An 18,967-nucleotide genomic window follows, 5' to 3' on the forward strand; every position below is an offset into this window, starting at 1 on the left:
AGATCTTGTGAACCCAGCCGTAGGGGTCGGGGCGGGTGCCGTACTGGATGCCGATCAATTCCTCGCGCAGCCGCATGGTCACCGGGCCCGGGTCGCCGGAGCCGACGCTCCACTCTCCGTCGCGTCCCTTGACCCGGCCGACCGGGGTGATGACCGCGGCGGTGCCACAGGCGAACACCTCGGTGAGCTCGCCTGAGGCGTTGCCGGCCCGCCACTCTTCGGTGCTGATCCGCCCCTCCTCCGCTGGGATGCCCAGATCGTGGGCCAGCTTGAGCAAGGAGTCCCGGGTGATCCCGGGCAGCAGGGTGCCGGTCAGCGCCGGAGTCAGAAGCCGTGCCTCCGCACCCGCTCCATAGGCGAAGAAGAGGTTCATGCCGCCCATCTCCTCCACCCAGCGGTGCTCCATCGCGTCGAGCCAGACGACCTGGTCGCACCCCTGTGCGACCGCCTGGGCCTGGGCCACGAAGGCCGCAGCGTAGTTGCCACCGCACTTGGCGAAGCCGGTGCCGCCCGGTGCCGCCCGGGTGTAGTCCTCCGACAGCCACACCGACACCGGCCTGATCCCGCCGGTGAAGTACGCGGCCGACGGCGAAGCGATCACGATGAAGCGGTACGACGAGGACGGGCTGTTCACACCGAGCCCGCGCTGCGTCGCGATCATGAACGGGCGCAGGTAGAGACTGTGTCCCTCGGCGGTGGGCACCCAGTCCCGGTCGGTGGTGACGATCAGCTCCAGCGCCCGGACGAAGAGCTCCTCGGGGATCGGGGGCATCGCCATCCGCTCGCACGACCTGTTGAAGCGAGCGGCGTTCGCGTCCGGGCGGAACGTGACGACGGTCCCATCGGCGTGCCGATATGCCTTGAGCCCCTCGAAGAGCTCCTGGGCGTAGTGGAACACCGCCGTCGCCGGGTCGAGTGAGAGCGGCCCGTAGGGCTCGAGGCGGGCGTCGTGCCAGCCCCGGTCCCGGTCCCACTCGATCGTGATCATGTGATCGGTGAACAGCTGTCCGAACCCGGGATCGGCCAGCATGCGTTCTCTCTCGGCGTCGGGGACGCGGTGATCGGAGAGCTTGATGTCGAAGTCGAGAGTGCTGCTCATGTTCGGTCCTCTTCCGGAAGCCCGGCAGGCCCCATCGCCCTGTCCGGCATTCCCCATTGTGCCCTTTGTCCGGCTAGGTCTCCTTGAGCACGGCGCACGCAAAAAGGGCGCGCCGTGAGGCGCGCCCGGAGAAGCCCTGATCAGGTCAGGACGGCACGCCTCAGCCGGCTACTCGCTTGGTGATCGCGTCGCCGATCTGAGAGGTGGCCCGCGCCGGACCGCCCTGGCGCTCGGTCAGGTCGGCGGCGACCGCCGCCTCGACCTGGCGCGCGGCCTCGGGCACACCGAGGTGATCGAGCAGCATGGCCACGGACAGGATCGTAGCGGTCGGGTCGGCCTTGCCCTGACCGGCGATGTCGGGCGCGCTGCCGTGCACGGGTTCGAACATGCTGGGCGCGTCGCCGGCGGGATTGACGTTGCCGCTGGCGGCGAGCCCGATGCCGCCTGCGATCGCCGCGCCGAGGTCGGTGAGGATGTCGCCGAACAGATTGTCGGTCACCACGACATCGAAGCGCCCGGGCTGCGTCACGAAGAACATCGAGGCCGCGTCGACGTGCAGGTAGTCGACGGCCACGTCGGGGAACTCGGCCGCCACCGCCCGGACCGTGCGCTGGTAGAGGTCGCCGGCATAGGTGAGCACATTGTCCTTGTGCACCAGCGTCAGCTTCTTGCGCGGGCGCAGCGCGGCACGGGCGAACGCGTAACGGACGACACGTTCGACGCCGTACGCGGTGTTGACGCTCTCCTGGGTGGCGACCTCATGGGGGGTGCCGCGGCGCATCACCCCGCCCACGCCGGTGTAGGGGCCCTCCGTGCCCTCCCGCACGACCAGCATGTCGATGTCCTCGGGGCGCACGTCCGCCAGCGGTGTCGTCACGCCGGGGTACAGCCTCACCGGCCGCAGGTTGACGTAGTGATCGAGCTCGAACCGCAGGCGGAGCAGCAGCCCACGCTCCAGCACGCCGCTCGGCACGGTGGGATCGCCGACGGCGCCGAGCAGGATGACGTCGTGGCCGCGGATCTCCTCGAGCACCGAGTCCGGGAGGGTCTCACCGGTGTCGTGCCAGCGGGCCGCGCCCAGCCCGTAGGTCGCCTGCTCGACGGCGAGATCGTACTGATCGGCCACGGCGCCGAGCACCTTGAGGCCTTCGGCGACGACCTCGGGGCCGATGCCGTCGCCCGGGATGACAGCGAGACGGATACTGCGGGAAGCCATGGACGTACCTTAGTGCAAACGTCTCAATGCCTGAACGCCGGTCTCAGATCGCGGACGCGACCCGAAGCGAACAACTGCATGATCACGGCAGGGGAAGCGCGTGCCGCGGTCCCACCGCCGTGATCATGCAGTTGTTCCCCGCACCCATGCGTGAGCCATGAGCGCGCCGAGGCCAGGCGCCGGGGCCGGGCGCCGGGGCCGGCGATCGTTGACGTGGACGCCACCCGGACCGCACAATGACCGGCGGAGCCGAGTGACCCCCTACAGGCGTTCGTCCGGGCATGCCTGCCATCACCACCGCGACGACGGTGCCGTGCGGGAACGCCGCCTCGGCCCGTGATCGTGGTGTCCTCACGCGGAGGCACCCGAATCCATGTCTTTCACCGACAGACCCTCCTCCCGGCTCGGCCCGCTCATCGCGGCCGCCCTCGGGCTCTTGCTCGCCATGGCCGCACTGGTCGCGATCCCGTCCGGGACGGCGAGCGGCGCCGCGGCCGGTACCGGCACCGGCTACCTCCGCACCAGCGGCAACAGGCTGGTCGACAGCACGGGCGCGACCGTACGCCTCACCGGCATCAACTGGTTCGGCATGGAGACCGACAACAAGACCTTCCACGGGCTGTGGAGCCGCAACTGGAAGAGCATGATCGACCAGATGGCCGGGCTCGGCTACAACACGCTGCGGGTCCCCTATTCCAACGACGCGGTCAAGCCCGGCGCCGTCGCCAACAGCGTCGACGGGGTCGCCAATCCCGACCTGGTGGGCCTGAGCCCGCTGCAGATCCTCGACAAGGTGATCGACTACACCGGTCAGAAGGGGATGCGGGTCATCCTCGACCGGCACCGGCCCACCAGCGCGGGGCAGTCCGCGCTGTGGTACACCTCGGCGGTCTCCGAGACCACCTGGATCAACGACTGGAAGATGCTCGCCCAACGGTACGCGGGGAACCCCACGGTGATCGGCGCGGACCTGCACAACGAACCGCACGCGGAGGGGACCGACCCGAACGGCACCGGCTCCTGCTGGGGCTGCGGCGATCAGGCCCGCGACTGGCGACTGGCGGCCGAACGCGGAGGAAACGCCGTCCTGTCCGTGAACCCCGACCTGCTGATCTTCGTTGAGGGCGTGAGCTGCCCGAGCGGCGGCAATGCCAACGCGTGGGACGACATCCCCGACGAGCACTGCGGCTGGTGGGGCGGGAACCTGTCGAAGGCCGGCGACTTCCCGGTGCGGCTCAACACGGCGAACCGGCTCGTGTACTCCCCGCACGAGTACGGGATCTCCGTCTACCACCAGCCCTGGTTCGACGAACCGACGTTCCCGAACAACCTCGCGGCGATCTGGGACCAGCAGTGGGGCTACCTGCACAAGCAGAACATCGCCCCACTAATGCTCGGTGAGTTCGGCACCACGCTGGCCGACCCGAAGGACCGGACCTGGCTCGAGCGCCTGATGGCCTACACGGGCACCGGGACCACGGGCATGGGCTTCACCTACTGGTCGTGGAACCCCAACTCCGGGGACACCGGGGGGATCCTGAACGACGACTGGCAGACCGTCAACCAGGCCAAGCAGAACATCCTTCAGCCGTACCTCATCCCGCCGGCGGGTGGTGGCACGCAGCCGACTCCCACACCGACGCCGACCCCTACGCCGTCGCCGGGCGCGTGCCAGACGACGTACAAGCTGGACAACTCGTGGTCGGGCGGCTTCAACGCCACGGTGAGCGTCAAGAACGCCGGCACTTCGGCCATCCGGAACTGGAGGCTCACCTTCACCGTGCCGTCGGGCGTCACGCTGGTCAACGGGTGGAACGCCACCGTGAGGCAGAGCGGCACGACGTTCACCGCCCAGGCGCCCTCGTGGAGCACCGACCTGGCCGCCGGCGACACGGCGAGTTTCGGTTTCCAGGCCGGCGGGCCGTCCACTCCGCAGCCGAGCGGCTTCGCCTGCTCATGATCGCCCACCCGTGGTCGCGTGATGGGGCGACCGCACGGTGATCCTTCGGTGATCCGTCATGCGCCCGGCCCGCCGGCCACCGGCGGGCCGGGCGCATATGGCCGGATCGTGGCGGCGGCCTACTTGCCGGCCGCGCCGCCGTTGTCACGCCGGTCCAGAGCGGTCTGGACGGCTCGGGTCGCCTCGTCCTGGGCCTCGTCAGCGGGCACGCAAGCAGAAGTGCGGTTCATGGGATCAGGCTCCATATCGGGGTGCGGCATGTACTGGGCTTACGGCCGGCACCTCACTCCGCGGCGGGTCGCCGGCCTGCCCGGCATTCAAGCCCCGTCGCGGCTGCCAAGAACTACCGAATGGCACCACATGGTCACCATGGTACCCGCCAGTAGGGTTCTTAGTCTTGCGATGCGGCCGATATTTCCACATGCTGAGACATGCAGGCACCGGCAACGTCGGGTCGAGGAAGCCCCGAGATGGTGAAATCCCAGGCCGGCGGCGAGGCCGGCCCGAAATGACGAAGGCCGTGACCTCGCGGCCGGCGGTGCCGTCCGCCGCGGGTCACGGCCTTCGATGACGTCAGTTTCCGTCGAGGTCGACGCGGCGCCCCATGTCGGCGCCGATCTCCTTGGTGATCGAGTCGAGCAGGTCCGGCGTGATCGCGGAGTCGACGGTGAGCGCGATCAGGGCCTTGCCGCCCTTCTCGTGCCGGCCGACCTGCATGCCGGCGATGTTGATTCCGAGGTCGCCGAGCAGCTTGCCGACGACGCCGACGATGCCCGGGCGGTCCGTGTAGGCGAAGAACGCCATGTGCTCGGCCGGAAGCAGTTCCACGTCGTAGCCGTTGATCTCGACGATCCGCTCGATCTGCTTGGGGCCGGTGAGCGTGCCCGAGACCGACACCACGTCGCCGTCGCTCATCGTCCCCCGTACGGTGACGACGTTGCGCCAGTCGGGGCTGTCCTCGCTGGTGGTCAGCGTCACCTCGACGCCGCGGTCACGAGCCAGCAGCGGCGCGTTGACGAAGGTCACCGACTCCTCGATCACGTCGGCGAAGACGCCCTTGAGCGCCGCCAGCTCCAGCACCTTGACGTCGTGTGCGGCGATCTCGCCCCGCACGACCACGTCGAGCCGTACGGGAACTCCGGCCGCGAGCGCGGTGAAGATCCGGCCGAGCTTCTCGGCCAGCGGCAGCCCCGGCTTGACGTCCTCGGCCACCGCACCGCCCTGGACGTTGACCGCGTCGGGCACGAACTCGCCGGAGAGCGCGAGCTTGACCGACCGCGCGACCTGTGTGCCGGCCTTCTCCTGCGCCTCATGGGTGCTGGCGCCCAGGTGCGGCGTGACGACGGTGTTGTCGAAGTGGAACAGCGGGCTGTCGGTGCACGGCTCGCTGGTGAAGACGTCGATGCCCGCGCCGGCCACCCGGCCGTCCTTGAGGGCCAGCGCCAACGCGTTCTCGTCGACGATCCCGCCACGGGCGGCGTTGACGATGCGAACGCTGGGCTTGACCTCGTGCAGCTCCTTGTCGCCGATCAGCCCGAGCGTCTCAGGCGTCTTCGGCAGGTGCACGGTGATGAAGTCGCTCTCCCGCAGCAACTCCTCCAGCGTGACCAGTTTGACGCCCAGCTGCGCGGCGCGCGCGGCCTGGACGTAGGGGTCGTAGGCGATCACGTTCATGTCGAAGGCGGCGAGCCGCTGCGAGACCAGGACGCCGATGCGGCCGAGGCCGAGCACGCCGACGGTCTTGCCCTGAAGCTCGACGCCCGTGTACTTGGCGCGCTTCCACTCGCCCTTCTTGAGGGCCGAGTGGCCCTGCGGCACGTTGCGCGCCGTCGCCAGCAGCAACGCGATCGCGTGCTCGGCGGCGGTGACGATGTTGGAGGTCGGCGCGTTGACGACCATGACACCGGCCTTGGTGGCGGCCTCGACATCGACGTTGTCGAGGCCGACTCCGGCCCGGGCGACCACCCGGAGACTGCGGGCGTGCTCGAACACCTCAGCGGTGACCTTGGTGGCGCTGCGTACGATCAGCGCGTCGACGTCGGCGACGGCCGGGAGCAGCTGTGCGCGGTCGGCGCCGTCCACATGCCGGACCTCGAAATCGGTCTCGAGAACGGCGATGCCGGCGGGCGAAAGCTCTTCTGCGACGAGGACGACAGGCTTACTCAAGGAAAAGTCCTTTTTGGAGTGGATTCAAGCGATGAAAGGTCGCGAGACACCACCTTGTGCCGCGCCAGCACCCCAGTTTAATCCGTGGCGCCACGCGGCCGGACGGGACCGCCCCCCATGCCCCGCCGAGACGGGGGGACACGGCCCCGCGATGTGCGCTGATCAGGGCGCTGACGGGCGGCGGACCACCCGGGATTCGGCGCCGCCGTCGGCGCGGCGACGCCGATCCCGACGGGAACTCATCCGATGCGCCGCACGACCGGCAGCCTCGACCGGGTGAACAGTCCAGCGGCGATCATCGCGACCAGCGGTACGACGATCCCGACACCGCCGAGCAACTGGAACGGTATGTCGATGATGACCCCGTGTTTCGGCACGCCGTCGAGGACGCCGTCGCCGAACGCCCCGTCGTTCGAGGTGAGGGGGAACGCCACGGCGATGCCCGGTATCAGCCCGGCGGCGATGCCGAGCCAGCAGCCGAGCAGGGCGACGAATCCCGCCTGGCCCATCATGAGCAGGCGCCGGGTACGAGGCCGGGCGCCCACCGCGGCCAGCGTCGCCAGATCGGGCCTGGCGTCCGCGGCGGACAGGCCGGTGGAGATGAGCGAACCGCCGAGCACCATGATCGCGCCGCCGACGGCCAGGAGCAGCAGCGGCAGGCCGAACGACTCGACGAATCCGCGCTCGGTGTAGATATCGGCCCTGTCGGTGCCCTCCGCCATGGCCTCGTCGAGACGCCTGCTCTCGCCTGCGGTGACCCGGTGGTCCGCCGACGCGATCAGCAAGGCGGTCGGTGTGATCGGCAGCCCCAGCCTCCGCGCCGCCACGGGCGGCAGGAGCGCGGTCGGAGCCGCTGCCGCCGCCGCGTCGGCCCGGACCGCGGGAATCGTCACCTTACGCAGATCCTCGAAGCCACCCTGCCCGGAACGTACGACCTTGAAGATGGCGACCCCGTCGCGCACCCCTCGAGGCTCGAAGAGGACGGCCTTGCCGGCCCTCAGCGCCGCCGTCACGGCGGGATCGTCGCGGCCAATGATGAACCGTGCGGCGGCCTCGTCGCCCACCACGTACTCCCAGCCGAACTCGCTGCTGCCATAGAGACATGCCTGCGGATTGTCGTCGGAGCAGTCGCCCAGGGTGGCGAGTTCGACGCCGGTGCAAATGGCAGCGGCAGCGCACGCACTCATGGCGCCCACCTCGGACAGTTCGGTCACCGGGACGCCGGGCAGTTCCCGGGCGGCCGCCTGCCGAACGCGCTGAAAGTCTCCGGCGTCCACCCCCTGGATGACTGTGGAGCCCGCCTGCAGCCGTGGCACGTACTCCACGCGCTGCTGGGCGAAGTCGCTCGTGCTGGCGACGGCGAGCGCGGTCATGCCCGCGACGGCCGCCATGATCGCGGCGACGACGGGGCCGGTACGGCCTCGGTTCCGGGAGGCGTCGCGAACGGCCAGCCGCATCGGCAGGGGCAGCCACCTGGCGAGCCGTCCGGTCAGCCCGATGATCCAGGGCCCCGCCATGACGAACCCCGCGATGATCGCGATCGCCCCGATCGCCGCCCCGAACTCGCGCAGCTCTCTCACGCCCAGCACGCTGGCGGCCGTCCCCGCCACGATCAGCAGTGCTCCGGCGATGGGCCAGCCCTTGCGCGTGCGAGCCTGTTCACGCCGACCGGCCAGTGCCGCCACGACGTTCATGCGGGAGGCCTGCCGGGCGGGCACGTATGCCGCGGCCAGTCCGCTGAGCACGCCGACCAGCAACGTGACCGCCGCCAGACGCCACGGAATCTCGTACGGCCCCATGGTGGTGGTGCCGAAATGCTCGATGACCGGCACCGCGACGGCGGCGACGCCCAGCCCCGCGAGCAGGCCGAGAACGCCCGCGCCGAACCCGAGCACCAGGCCACCGCCGAGAACGATGATGCGCAGGTGCCGCCGGCTTCCCCCGCCAGCGGCGACCAGGGCGAGTTGGCGGCGCTGGCGGCCGATTCCCACCGCGAACGCGGGCCCGGCCAGCAGCACGACCTCCAGTACGATCATCGAAATGATCATCGCGATGATAGCGATCTCGGCGGCCTGCGGACCTCCCTGTTCGACTTCGGAAGGGATCTCGCTCTTCGCCGGAGGCCGCCTTACGACCTCGCGCGAGAGGACGAGGAGACCCGACTTGTTGAGATCGCGGACATCGGCCCAGCTCACCGGGCGACCGCCGGTGACGAGCCACTGGTACTGGGGGTCCTCGCCCAAGAGGGCACCCGGCAGCCCATGTACGATCATGCTCCTCGGAGCACGCGGATCCTCGAGGTAGCCGACGACCGTCTTCCGCTCACCCGCGCGATCGACCTGGATCGATCCGCCGAGCCGGAATCCTCGCTCGCGCACCGCCGTCGAGATCGTGATCTCGTCCTGGGAGGCGGGTGGGCGACCGGCGGTGACGCGCAGAATGCCGCGGGTCACGGGATCCCGAAGGTCCAGTTCCCGCACCGTAGCCGTGACATACCCGCGATCCGTCTTGATCGACGCCTCGCCGCCGCTCGCCATCGGGATGACCCGCGCCCCCGGCCCGAACTTGGCGGCGACCACCTGGCCGACATCCGCCGTCTTCCACGGCCTGCCGGGCACCCCTTCACCGACCTGGATCGAACCGATCCCGTTCGGGTCCTGCAGTACCGGCGTACGATCGTAGCCTTCGATTCGGGCATCGGCGCGGCCCAGTTCGGAGGGCAACGACTCGGCGGCCGACCAGTTGTCGGTCCGGATCAGCACGGCCAGTGCCGTGATCACCATCACCGGCAGGGCGATCATGCAGACGACCAGCGCGGTACGGCCCTTGGCGCGCAGCGCGTCCCGCCGGGCGATGCGCAGCGCGGCTCTGGACGAGCTGATCCGGCTCATCGGGCGCCCTCGAGCAGGCTCTCCGGGCCTGGGCGCGTGCCCGCGTCGACGATCGCGCCGTCGCGCAGGAAAATGATCCGGTCCGCCCAGGCGGCGTGGCGCGCCTCGTGAGTGACCATCAGGCAGGCCGCGCCGGCGTCGCATCTGGCGCGCAACAGCCGCATGATCTCCTCACCGGTCTGCGAGTCGAGGGCCCCGGTCGGCTCGTCGGCCAGGATCAGCCGCCGGTCTCCGACCAGCGCGCGGGCGATCGCGATCCGTTGCTGCTGTCCGCCGGACATCTCGTCGGGGAAGCGGCCGGCGAGATCGGTGATACCGACCTCCTCGAGGGCCGTCTGGGCCTGCGCGCGTGCCTTCCTGGTCGACACCCCGTCCAGCTCTCGCGGCAGCATGACGTTCTCGACCGCGGTCAGGCCCGGGATGAGGTTGAGATCCTGGAACACGTATCCGACCCGGCGACGGCGGATCGCCGAGAGCGCGCCGGCGCTGAGGGAGCCCAGGTCGGCGCCCTCTACCACGACACTTCCGCTGGTCGGGACGTCAAGGCCACCGGCCAGCGTGAGCAGCGTCGACTTGCCCGACCCGGACGGGCCCATCACGGCGACGAACTTTCCCGGGCCGACCACGAGGGTCACTTCGCGCAGGGCGTGCACGAGTCCGGCTCCGGTGCCGTGGTCACGGGAGACCTCGCGCATTTCGAGTACGGTCATCGTTTCGTCTCCTCGGGGGCCGGGTCGAACTCGGGCGCGGGAGCGGGAGCGGCCGTAGGCGCCGTCGCGGCGCGCAGAACGTACGCCTCACAGTGCTCCAGCCAGCGCACCTCCGCCTCCGCCTGAAAGATCATGGATTCGAGCACCAGCCGCCATGCCCGCTCCCCCGGCTCCGGGGGAATCGCCGGGCCGTCGGCCTTCAGCCGGGTGAGGTCCTGCAGCGTGCGCAGCGTGGCCGTCCGCTGGGACTGCACGACGTCGGCGACGTCCACACCCGGGCTGGTGACGGCCATGGCGAGTTTGATGGCCAGTTCGTCGCGCGGGCGGTCGGCGCGCACGATGGGCGTGCTGAACCAGCGCCGCACCTCTTCCGCGCCCTCAGGGCTGATCCGGTAGACGAACCGCCCCTCGTCGTCGGCGCCGACGCGGACGACGAGCCCGTCGCGTTCGAGCCGCGAGAGCGTGGAGTAGACCTGGCCGATGTTGAGCGGCCAGGTCGAGCCGGTGGACGACTCGAACTCCGTGCGCAGTTGGTAGCCGTATCGGGGGCCTTGAGCGAGCAGGGCCAGCAGACCATGACGGATCGACATACCTACGTAGTATGCATACTGCGTATGCTCCAGGCAATGCCGCTGCGATTTCCGGTCGCCGAACTCAGCGAAAAGCCGCGCGTCCGGATCGCTGAATCCAGCGAAAAAGGGGCGCGCCGCCACCCGGCGACGCGCCCCCGTTAAACCTTGTTCGTCAGTCGTTCAGCCAGCTCATCATCGGGCGGAGCTTGGCACCGGTCTGCTCGATGGCGTCGCTCTGCTCGGCCTCACGCTGCTTGAGGAAGTTCGGCCGGCCGGAGTCGAACTCCTCGACCAGTTGGCGGGTGAAGGTGCCGTCCTTCACCTCGGCGAGGATCTTGCGCATCTCTTCGCGGGTCTGCTCGTTGATGATGCGGGTCCCGCGGGTGTAGCCGCCGTACTCGGCGGTGTCCGACACCGACCAGTACATCTTCGAGATGCCGCCCTCGTACATGAGGTCGACGATCAGCTTCATCTCGTGCAGGCACTCGAAGTAGGCGATCTCGGGCTGGTAGCCCGCCTCGGTCAGGGTGTCGAAACCGGCCTTGATCAGCTCGGACACGCCACCGCAGAGAACGGCCTGCTCGCCGAACAGGTCGGTCTCGGTCTCCTCCGCGAACGTGGTCTTGAGCGCGCCGGCGCGGGTGCCGCCGATGGCCTTCGCGTAGGACAGCGTGAGCGGCCAGGCGTTGCCGGTCGCGTCGCGCTCGACGGCGACGAGCACCGGTACGCCGCGTCCCTCGGTGAACTGACGGCGCACCAGATGGCCCGGGCCCTTCGGCGCGACCATCGCGACGTCGACGCCCTCGGACGCCTCGATCAGGCCGTACCGGATGTTCAGGCCGTGCCCGAAGAAGATCGCGTCACCGGGCACCAGAGCCGGTGCCACCGCCTCGGCGTACAGCGCGCGCTGCACGTGGTCGGGCGCGAGGATCATGATGAGGTCGGCCTCCTCGGCCGCCTCGGCCGGCGTGGTCACGCGCAGACCGTCGTTCTCGGCCTTCTCCCGGCTCTTCGAGCCCTCGGGCAGGCCCACCCGGACGTCGACGCCCGAGTCGCGCAGCGACAGCGCGTGCGCGTGCCCCTGGCTGCCGTATCCGAGCACGGCCACATGCCGGTTCTGGATGATGCCCAGGTCGGCATCATTGTCGTAGAACATCTCAGCCACTTGCTATGCCTTTCCGTGTGAAGCGAGAGAACGGCGAGAACACGCCGTCACCGCACCGCTCGCCTGCCGCCGAGCGTGCGGCGACGATTCCGCCGTCGCTAGGCGCTGCGATCAAGAGCACGCAGCGAGCGATCGGTGATGGAGCGGGCGCCACGGCCCACCGCCACCATGCCCGACTGAACCAGTTCCTTGATTCCGAACGGCTCGAGGACCCTGATGAAGGCCTCGAGTTTGTCCTTGCTCCCGGTCGCCTCGATCGTGACGGCGTCGGAGGCCACGTCGACGACCTTGGCCCGAAAGAGCTGTACGGTCTCCAGGACCTGTGAACGGGTCTCGGCGTCGGCTCTCACCTTGACGAGCAGCAACTCGCGCTGCACCGAGGACCCGGAGTCCAGTTCGACGATCTTCAGGACGTTGACCAGCTTGTTGAGCTGCTTGGTGACCTGCTCGAGGGGCAGGCTTTCGACACTGACCACGATGGTCATCCGGGAGATCTCCGGATGCTCCGTCGGGCCGACGGCGAGTGAGTCGATATTGAACCCGCGCCGTGAGAACAGCGATGACACCCGGGCCAGCACGCCGGGCTTGTTCTCCACCAGCACCGAGAGCGTATGCCTGCTCATCGCCGTTCCCCTTCTCCGCGTTGTCCTCGGTCGCCCACGGCTAGTCTCCGTTCTCCCACTCGGGAGCCAGATCGCGAGCGAACTGAATCTCGTCGTTGTTGGTGCCGGCCGCCACCATGGGCCAGACCATCGCGTCCTGGTGGACGACGAAGTCCACGACCACCGGCAGGTTGTCGATCTCCATCGCCCGCTCGATCGTCGCGTCGACGTCGTCGGCCTTCTCGCAGCGCAGCCCGACGCATCCGTAGGCCTCAGCGAGCTTGACGAAGTCCGGCACCCGCCTGGAGTGCAGATCGGTGTTGGAGTAGCGACCCTCGTAGAACAGGGTCTGCCACTGCCGGACCATGCCGAGGTTGCCGTTGTTGATCACGGCGACCTTGATCGGGATGCCCTCGATCGCGCAGGTGGCGAGCTCCTGATTGGTCATCTGGAAACAGCCGTCACCGTCGATCGCCCAGACCGTGGCGTCGGGGCTGCCGACCTTGGCGCCCATGGCGGCGGGCACCGCGTAGCCCATCGTGCCGAGGCCGCCCGAGTTGATGAACGAGCCGGGCTTCTCGTAGCCGATGAACTGGGCCGCCCACATCTGGTGCTGGCCGACGCCCGCGACGTACAGCGCGTCCGGCCCGACGATCTCACCGATCCGCCGGATGGCGTGCTGCGGGGAGAGCGACCCGTCGCTCGGCTGGTCGTAGCCGAGCGGGTAGGTCTCGCGCCAGGCATTGAGCTGCCGCCACCATGCGGTGTAGTCGCCCGTACGCCCGGCCGAATGCTCGGCCTGCACCGCGACGACGAGATCGGCGATCACCTCGCGGCAGTCGCCGACGATCGGGACGTCGGCATGGCGGTTCTTGGAGATCTCGGCCGGATCGATGTCGGCGTGCACGATCTTGGCCCGCGGGGCGAAGCCGTCCAGCTTGCCGGTGACCCGGTCGTCGAAACGCGCTCCGAGGGCCACGATCAGATCGGCCTTCTGCAGCGCGCCGACCGCTCCGACCGTGCCGTGCATGCCGGGCATGCCCATGTGCTGCGGGTGGCTGTCCGGGAAGGCGCCCTTGGCCATCAGGGTGGTGACCACGGGGGCGCCGGTGAGCTCGGCGAGCACCCGCAGCTCCGCCGCGGCCCGCGCCTTGACGACGCCGCCGCCGACGTAGAGCACCGGCGATCTCGCCTCGACGATCAGCTTCGCGGCCTCGCGGACCTGCTTGGAGTGCGGCCGGGTGACGGGCCGGTAGCCCGGTAGCTGCAGCGCCTGGGGCCACTCGAAGCCGAAGCTCGCCTGCAGCGCGTCCTTGGCGATGTCGACCAGCACCGGCCCGGGACGCCCCGTGCCGGCGATGTGGAAGGCCTCGGCGATCGTCCGGCCGATGTCCTCGGGCCGGGTCACCAGGAAGTTGTGTTTGGTGATCGGCATGGTGATGCCGGAGATGTCGGCCTCTTGGAAGGCGTCGGTGCCGATGGCGCCACTGGCCACCTGACCGGTCACCGCGACGATCGGCACGGAGTCCATGTAGGCGTCGGCGATCGGGGTGACGAGGTTGGTCGCGCCCGGGCCGCTCGTCGCCATGCACACGCCGACCCGGCCTGTGGCCTGCGCGTATCCCTGCGCCGCGTGGCCCGCGCCCTGCTCGTGCCGCACGAGGATGTGGCGTACCTGACGGGAGTCGAAGAGCGGGTCGTAGGCCGGGAGGATCGCGCCACCGGGGATCCCGAAAACGGTGTCTACACCGACGTTCTCCAGCGCTCGGACCAGCGCTTGGGCTCCCGTCATCCGTTCGGTCATCTGCATCGCCTTTGTGTAAAGAGAGATCCGGCCAACAAAAAACCCCTCGCGCCGGATGGCGGTCGAGGGGAGCGCACAGGCCTAGCGTGCTTGGTCAGCCTGCGCGCCGACCAAGTACTACAAGGATCTTGGGGTTGCTCTGCACAGCTTCACCTTGGCCGAGTTCCGGCCACTGGTCAAATCCAGGACACCGATGTCTCACCATGCGAGACGCGAGCCGGTGACCTCGGTCCCGGGCGTCAGCGCCCGGTCTGTAGCGATAAGCCCGTTATGCTCCGACGGCTCCGGACAACGGGATGCTCGCTCCGCCCTGACCGGCCGGCGGCGTGAGGTTGGTGCGGACGAGGGCCTGCGCCCGGCCCGGCGTCATCGGCCGGGCGACGAGGAACCCCTGCCCGCGCGGGCATCCCATCTCGCGCAGCAGTTCGAGCTGTTCGGGCCGTTCGATGCCCTCCGCGACGACGATGAGGCCGAGATCGTGCCCGAGCCGCACGATCGTCCGGGTCAGCAGGGTGAGGGTCTCGTCCCGGCCGAGACCGGCCACGAAGGACGGGTCGATCTTGATCATGTCGACCGGTAGCTGGCCGAGATAGGCGAGCGAGGCGTAGCCGGTGCCGAAGTCGTCGATGGCGAGCCGTACGCCCAGATCGCGCAGCGCGGACAGCCGCTGGACGTTCTGGCCGGCATCCTCGACCAGCACCTCCTCCTTCACCTCGAGGGTGAGGGCGTGCGGCGGCAGCCCGGTCTCCTCCAGCACCTCGGCGACCGTTTCGACGAAGCGCGGTGCGGCGACCTGCCTGGCGGCGAGGTTCACCGAGAGGCCGATGTCCCAGGAGGACTCCCGCCATCGGGCGACCTCGCCGCAGGCCTCGCGCAGTACCCAGTTGCCGAGCGGGATCATGAGGCCGGATTCCTCGGCCGGGCCGATGAACTCCTCGGGCGGCACCGAGACGCTCCCGCGCCACCACCGCACCAGCGCCTCGACGCCGGTCACCCGCGAGGTCGCCAGCTCGACGACGGGCTGGAACTCCACGGCGAACTGCTCCTCGGCGAGCGCCCGCTGCAGATCGCTGCCGAGCTCGAGCCGGCGTACGACGTCGGCGTGCATGTGCGCCGCGAAGATCTCCACCCGGCCGCCGCCGCGCTCCTTGGCGCGGGCCATGGCCAGGTCGCCGTTACGCATCAGCTCGGCCGGGTCGGTGCTCATCCGCCGACCCCGTGGGGCGAGATCGGACGCTTTATCGGTATCGCCGCCGCCCTCGCCGCCGTCCTCACCCGCGAAGGCGACGCCGATGCTCGCGGTCAGCACGATGCCCCGGGTGCCCACGCGGTACGGCTCCGCCGACAGCACCCGCAGCAGCCGCTCGGCCAGCTCGATGACGGGACGCGCCTCCACCGCGTTCTCCACGATGACGGCGAACTCGTCGCCGCCCCAGCGGGCCACGGTGTCCTCGGCCTGGACCGCGGCGCGCAACCGCCGAGCGGCCTGGGCGAGCACCTGGTCGCCGGCGGCGTGCCCGGCCGAGTCGTTCACCGCGGTGAAACCGTCCAGATCGGCGAAGAGCACGGCGACGCGGCCGCCTTCGCGCCGGTGCGAGAGCACCTCGCCGGCCCGCTCCTCGAAGTACGCGCGGTTCGGCAGCCCGGTGAGGCCGTCGTGGAAGGTCAGGTGCGTGACCTGGCGCCGGAGGGCAGCCTGCTCGCTGAGGTCACGGGTGGTGACGAGCAGCCGACCGCCCCTCTCCTCACCCGCGTGTGCGTAGGGCGAGATCGTCGACTCCGTCGGCAGCCAGGTGCCGTCGGCGGCCCGCATCCGGCAGGCCAGCCGCAGCGTGTCCTGATGACCGTCCGCCGGAGGCGCCGTCGGGTCACGCTCGCCGTCGAGGAACGAGGCGAAGACGCTCTCGACCTTCGGCAGGTCCTCCGGATGGACGATCTCGTGGATCAGCCGTCCCAGCAGCTCGTCGGGGCGATAGCTGAAGGTCCGCTGCGCACCGGCGCTCACGTACTCAACGGTGCCGTCGAGACCGCAGATCAGCACCACGTCGTTGATGCTCTCGGCGAGCGCGCGGAAGTGCTCCTCACCGGTGTCGAAGGACCGGCGCAGCCAGTGGTTCTCCCACAGCAGCTCGGCGAGTCTGACGAGCACCACGACCACGGCGGAGCCGATGACCACTTCGACGATCGGGTCCAGCTCGTGCGAGCCGGTCAGCGCCCGGGCGGCGAGGAAGACGGCGACGGCGCCCGCGGCCGTCGCCGCGGCGACGGCGATGCCGAGTCCGCTCATCCGGCTGCGGATCTCGTCCGTGCCCCGCGGGTGCGGCGTCGCATCCGCTCCGCCGGCGTCGGCCGCTTCAGCTGCGGCAGGGGCGGGGTCGGCGGCGTCATGGGCGGGGTCGGCGTGCAGCCGCTCCTCCGTCCAGGGCACCGCGCCGAGGAGAAGCAGCCCGGCGATGCGGACGGCCTCGCCCGGATAGCCCGGTGTCGCGCCGCCACGCAGCCGGACGACCGTCGTCACGATGTCCGCGACGGCCACCATGAGCAGCGCGCCGTAGGCGACCGCCGTCGACCGGCGGCTGCCTCGTGCGGCGCCGAGGGCGAAGGCCAGAGTCGCGCACACCACCGTGACGTCGACCAATGGGTACAGCAGCTCCAGGAAGAACTCCGGCGGCGACTCCCCGGACTCGTGGTAGAGCCCGCCGAACAGCGCGACCCAGCCGATCACGAACACCGCGCACACGAGCACGTAGGTGTCGGCGACGAACCGCAGCCACTGGCGCGCCGAGCCGGGGGTCCGGACAAGGATCAGGAAGCCGGTGGCCAGGGCGACCACGGCGGCCAGGAAGAACAGATCCGCGAGGGAGAGCGACGCCACGGCATCGCTCAGCACGACCGCGGAGACCGCATTGATCACCGCTCCGACACACCAGCACAGCGCGGCGACACCGAACCAGCGCCAGGAGTCCCTCCGGATCCTCGTGCCCTCGCTTTCGGGCGAGGCGTCGGTGCGCCTGCGTGCCGCGTGGAAGAGCGAACCGGCAGCCGCCGCCGCCACGAAGGCGGTCGCCCAGGAGGGCATCGCCGAGCCCTCACCGAACAGCGAACTCAGGATGAAGAGCAGGCCGACAGCCGCGACGGCGCCGGCAGGCAGCGCTCGGCGCAGCAGCCGCCTCGAGTCGTCGGCGCTCATATCATGCTCGCTCTCTGCCCCGGATCCGAGAAACTCGGCGTCATGTCCCCCGTGACCACGAATGTGGCCACGCCCGGTGCGCGGGGCGTCATGCCCCACTCCCTCGTCCGGATCAAGCAGTCGCCAGCAAATGGCGCGAGAACGGCTTCGCCGGTGTGTGTATGCAACGTCGTTTCAAATGCGGGGCCGTGATCCACAACTGCGGATCACGGAGATGGACAGTTACGTTCCTGTGGCCGGCAGGGGTTGCCCCTGCGTCCCCCAGGACGGTCGCGTGGGTTGTCGCTCCGGGTCAATCTACGTTCCCTAGGTCACGGAGCGATTGAGGCTCAGCGTCCACCCGGCGACAACTGACAAGAACGCCCACTCCAGAGCGCGGCGGGTAAAGCTGTTTTGTCAAGGCGACTGCCTGTTTGCCAGGCTTCACCATCAGTAGATCCCTGTGATCACGTTCTGGAGGGGTTCGTCGGCCAGATGCCTCCGCAGCTGCTCCCGCACCAGCCGCGCTATCCGCCGGGTCGACGCGGGCGTCGACCCCCCGACATGGGGAGTGATGAACACCCCGGGGCAGCGCCAGAGCGGGTGGTCGGGCGGAAGCGGCTCCGGGTCGGTCACGTCCATCGCCGCCCGTAGCCGGCCGCGCAAGGTCTCGGCGACCAGCGCCGGCGTGTCGACCACCGTTCCCCGGGCGGCGTTGACGAGCAGGGCGCCGTCCTTCATCCGGGCCAGGAAGCCGGCGTCGACCAGCCCCTTGGTCTCCGCGGTGGCCGGGACCAGCAGCACCACCACGTCGGCGTCCGGCAGCAGGTCGGGCAGGTCCTCGAGCGGGTGCACTCCAGGCCTCGCGGCACGCGCCACCCGTACGATCTCGACCTCGAACGGCTCGAGCCGCCGTTCGAGTGCGGCCCCGATCGAGCCGTGGCCGACGATGAGGATCTTCGCGTCGGTGAGCGTCTCGGTCCGGCGGTAGGCCCAGTGCCCCTCCCGCTGCGCCAGAGTGAACTCGGGGAACTCCCGCCGGCTCGCGATGATCGCACCGACCGCCCATTCGGCGGTACCGGCGTCGTGGGCGCCGCGTGCGTTGCACAAGGTGACGCCGGCCGGGACATGGGACCTGACATGGTCCACCCCGGCAGTCTGCAGCTGCACCACGCGCAGCCGCGGCATCCGGTCCATGAGCTCCAGGCTGCGCGTGGAGGGCAGGAGCACCGGTACGTAGAACTCGACCCGATCGGCCGGACCGGGCAGGGCGTCCCCGCCGTCGTAGAGCTCCACGCTCACGCCCGGCAGATCTTCGACCGCCACAGCGATCTCTTCCCTGGCCACCCATACCGTGCTCATCACTCACTCCGTTTCGCGGCAGGCGGACAGGCACCGGGAGACCACCCGGGCGCGGCCGCTCCCGGCGGCACGCTTCCCGATCGTACGACCGATCTCCGCATGATCCCCGGCCGGGTCGCCCCGGAACTCGATCACCGTCACATCCGTCGGTAACGGTGAAGGGACGCGGCGACGCACACCACACGGCACGGACGACAACGGAGCGGATATGACGCGACCGGACACGACGGGGCCTGATCTGACGCGGACCG

12 protein-coding genes are annotated in these 18,967 nt (G+C 69.8%); 1 reads left to right on the forward strand and 11 read right to left on the reverse strand.

Annotated features, from left to right (window positions below; genetic code table 11):
* Both HKK72_RS18970 and HKK72_RS18975 read right to left on the reverse strand, forming a co-directional pair.
* A partial coding sequence (locus HKK72_RS18970; protein ID WP_187235721.1) for a branched-chain amino acid aminotransferase occupies window positions 1-1,099 on the reverse strand: 1,099 nt, incomplete at its 3' end.
* Window positions 1,100-1,259: 160 nt separating this feature from the next.
* Entirely contained in the window at window positions 1,260-2,315 is a 1,056-nt protein-coding gene (locus tag HKK72_RS18975; protein ID WP_187235722.1) for a 3-isopropylmalate dehydrogenase, read from the reverse strand.
* A gap of 373 nt (window positions 2,316-2,688) precedes the next feature.
* Here HKK72_RS18975 and HKK72_RS18980 point away from each other — a divergent pair, with 373 nt between their 5' ends.
* Window positions 2,689-4,275: a cellulase family glycosylhydrolase gene (locus tag HKK72_RS18980; RefSeq protein WP_187235723.1), complete on the forward strand. Its 1,587-nt coding sequence runs from the start codon at window positions 2,689-2,691 to the stop codon at window positions 4,273-4,275.
* A gap of 573 nt (window positions 4,276-4,848) precedes the next feature.
* On the opposite strand, the gene serA is transcribed toward HKK72_RS18980, so the two are convergent.
* The 9 genes from serA to HKK72_RS19025 form a co-directional block, all read right to left on the reverse strand.
* Complete coding sequence (gene serA / locus HKK72_RS18985; RefSeq protein WP_187235724.1) at window positions 4,849-6,441, reverse strand: phosphoglycerate dehydrogenase; 1,593 nt, start codon at window positions 6,439-6,441, stop codon at window positions 4,849-4,851.
* 239 nt (window positions 6,442-6,680) lie between these two features.
* Window positions 6,681-9,332, reverse strand: coding sequence for an FtsX-like permease family protein (locus tag HKK72_RS18990; protein ID WP_187235725.1), 2,652 nt, complete (start codon window positions 9,330-9,332; stop codon window positions 6,681-6,683).
* A complete protein-coding gene (locus HKK72_RS18995) occupies window positions 9,329-10,042 on the reverse strand; it encodes an ABC transporter ATP-binding protein (RefSeq protein WP_187235726.1) in 714 nt (237 codons plus the stop codon). The genes HKK72_RS18990 and HKK72_RS18995 overlap by 4 nt, the downstream gene beginning before the upstream one ends.
* Window positions 10,039-10,632, reverse strand: a complete 594-nt coding sequence (locus HKK72_RS19000; RefSeq protein WP_187235727.1) for a PadR family transcriptional regulator — start codon at window positions 10,630-10,632, stop codon at window positions 10,039-10,041. The genes HKK72_RS18995 and HKK72_RS19000 overlap by 4 nt, the downstream gene beginning before the upstream one ends.
* Window positions 10,633-10,786: 154 nt before the next feature.
* Entirely contained in the window at window positions 10,787-11,770 is a 984-nt protein-coding gene (gene ilvC / locus HKK72_RS19005) for a ketol-acid reductoisomerase (protein ID WP_187235728.1), read from the reverse strand.
* 107 nt (window positions 11,771-11,877) lie between these two features.
* Window positions 11,878-12,402 (reverse strand): acetolactate synthase small subunit, encoded by a 525-nt coding sequence (gene ilvN / locus HKK72_RS19010; protein WP_187235729.1) that lies wholly within the window; start codon window positions 12,400-12,402, stop codon window positions 11,878-11,880.
* Between the two features lie 40 nt (window positions 12,403-12,442).
* Entirely contained in the window at window positions 12,443-14,185 is a 1,743-nt protein-coding gene (locus HKK72_RS19015) for an acetolactate synthase large subunit (RefSeq protein WP_187235730.1), read from the reverse strand.
* Window positions 14,186-14,453: 268 nt separating this feature from the next.
* The gene (locus HKK72_RS19020) at window positions 14,454-17,375 is read right to left on the reverse strand and encodes a GGDEF domain-containing phosphodiesterase (protein WP_187235731.1); all 2,922 of its coding nucleotides are present in this window, start codon (window positions 17,373-17,375) and stop codon (window positions 14,454-14,456) included.
* 429 nt (window positions 17,376-17,804) lie between these two features.
* Complete coding sequence (locus HKK72_RS19025) at window positions 17,805-18,716, reverse strand: 2-hydroxyacid dehydrogenase (protein WP_187235732.1); 912 nt, start codon at window positions 18,714-18,716, stop codon at window positions 17,805-17,807.
* Window positions 18,717-18,967 lie beyond the last annotated feature (251 nt).

The sequence above is a fragment of the Actinomadura sp. HBU206391 genome, assembly GCF_014323665.1.
In the GTDB taxonomy this organism is placed as follows: domain Bacteria; phylum Actinomycetota; class Actinomycetes; order Streptosporangiales; family Streptosporangiaceae; genus Actinomadura_C.

Coding starts and splice junctions, on each gene's coding strand:
- HKK72_RS18975 (WP_187235722.1), bottom strand. CDS start 2,315: ATGGCTTCCCGCAGTATCCGTCTCGCTGTCATCCCGGGCGACGGCATC.
- HKK72_RS18980 (WP_187235723.1), top strand. CDS start 2,689: ATGTCTTTCACCGACAGACCCTCCTCCCGGCTCGGCCCGCTCATCGCG.
- HKK72_RS18990 (WP_187235725.1), bottom strand. CDS start 9,332: ATGAGCCGGATCAGCTCGTCCAGAGCCGCGCTGCGCATCGCCCGGCGG.
- HKK72_RS18995 (WP_187235726.1), bottom strand. CDS start 10,042: ATGACCGTACTCGAAATGCGCGAGGTCTCCCGTGACCACGGCACCGGA.
- HKK72_RS19000 (WP_187235727.1), bottom strand. CDS start 10,632: ATGTCGATCCGTCATGGTCTGCTGGCCCTGCTCGCTCAAGGCCCCCGA.
- ilvC (WP_187235728.1), bottom strand. CDS start 11,770: ATGTTCTACGACAATGATGCCGACCTGGGCATCATCCAGAACCGGCAT.
- ilvN (WP_187235729.1), bottom strand. CDS start 12,402: ATGAGCAGGCATACGCTCTCGGTGCTGGTGGAGAACAAGCCCGGCGTG.
- HKK72_RS19015 (WP_187235730.1), bottom strand. CDS start 14,185: ATGACCGAACGGATGACGGGAGCCCAAGCGCTGGTCCGAGCGCTGGAG.
- HKK72_RS19020 (WP_187235731.1), bottom strand. CDS start 17,375: ATGAGCGCCGACGACTCGAGGCGGCTGCTGCGCCGAGCGCTGCCTGCC.
- HKK72_RS19025 (WP_187235732.1), bottom strand. CDS start 18,716: ATGAGCACGGTATGGGTGGCCAGGGAAGAGATCGCTGTGGCGGTCGAA.